The 1,103-nt window shown below is 23.9% G+C and carries 1 protein-coding gene; it reads right to left on the bottom strand.

What is annotated here, in order from left to right:
• Positions 1-364 precede the first annotated feature (364 nt).
• Positions 365-1,103 (bottom strand): hypothetical protein (locus ABNK64_RS11055; RefSeq protein ID WP_349764428.1); only part of this gene is annotated, 739 nt, incomplete at its 5' end.

Raw genomic sequence — 1,103 nt, 5'->3', positions numbered from 1 at the left:
GTATTACTTTTTTATCAATATATGTATAAAGTATTTTGTTAAATGATAATTTAATATAAAAATATATATGTGTAAAAATTATAAAAATTTTTTAAGTTATTAAGGTTTATACTATATATTCATAAAACATATATGTATATATATCTTTTAAAATACGGTTAAATCATAATAAAATATACTATATATTTTTTTATGTTGTGCTTCCAAGTGCTTCTAAAAATATAAAGTATATATAAAGCTATTTTTAAATTTTATCTATATATAATGCTTTATATTGTATATAGTGTTTCTAATTAAAAAAATAAATACACTATAATATAAAGCATAAAGTATATTATAGTGTATCTTATCTGTGATTTTAATTTTATTTATCTAATTCTTTATATTTTTCTAAAAATTCTTCTATGGCACAACTCAAAGCTGAAATGATAGTAATTTGGTTTTTATCGCAGAAATCTGTAAAATGTTTATACAGCTCATTACTAATACGAATATTTTTTATTTTTATGTCATTAGAGTATTTTGCTTTGATATTTTCTATGTTGTATTTTAAAGTAGCGTCAGCTTCATTTTTAATAGTTTGACCCTCTGTCATAAAGAACAGAGCCTTTAAAACCTTGTCATTTAATAAGAAATTAACTTTGTCTTGTGGTGTCTTAATTTCTTCAAAAGATTTGAAGACTTTTGGACTATCCAAGAAGAAGTCTAAATTATTTGATGGAGTAACAGGGACAGTGTTTTCTTGCTCTTTTTCTTCAATTTTTTCTTCCTCAGAAATGATTTCCTCAACTTCTTCTTTTACTTCTTCAGGCTCTTTAGTTTCTTCAGCCACAACTTCAGTAACTTCAGTTTCATCTATTTTTACAGGTTTTGGAGTTGGCTCTATAACTTCTTCAACTTCTACGATTTCAGGAGTGAAAGAGTAGTTTAAATATTTAAGTTCTCTTTCTGTAAAATGTTCGTGGTTTTTATCAAGCCAACTGTCTTTTTTCTTAACAGTAACAAATTTTTCTTTAATTATGTCATCAAGTTTAGTCTTTTTCTTTATCATTCCTTTAATTTCATCAATTTTTCTTTTAGTTTGAATATTCATAGATACCCTC

It is taken from the genome of Fusobacterium sp. SYSU M8D902 (genome assembly GCF_040199715.1).
GTDB lineage: Bacteria > Fusobacteriota > Fusobacteriia > Fusobacteriales > Fusobacteriaceae > Fusobacterium_A.
This window is presented reverse-complemented; position numbering and strand designations above follow the sequence as displayed.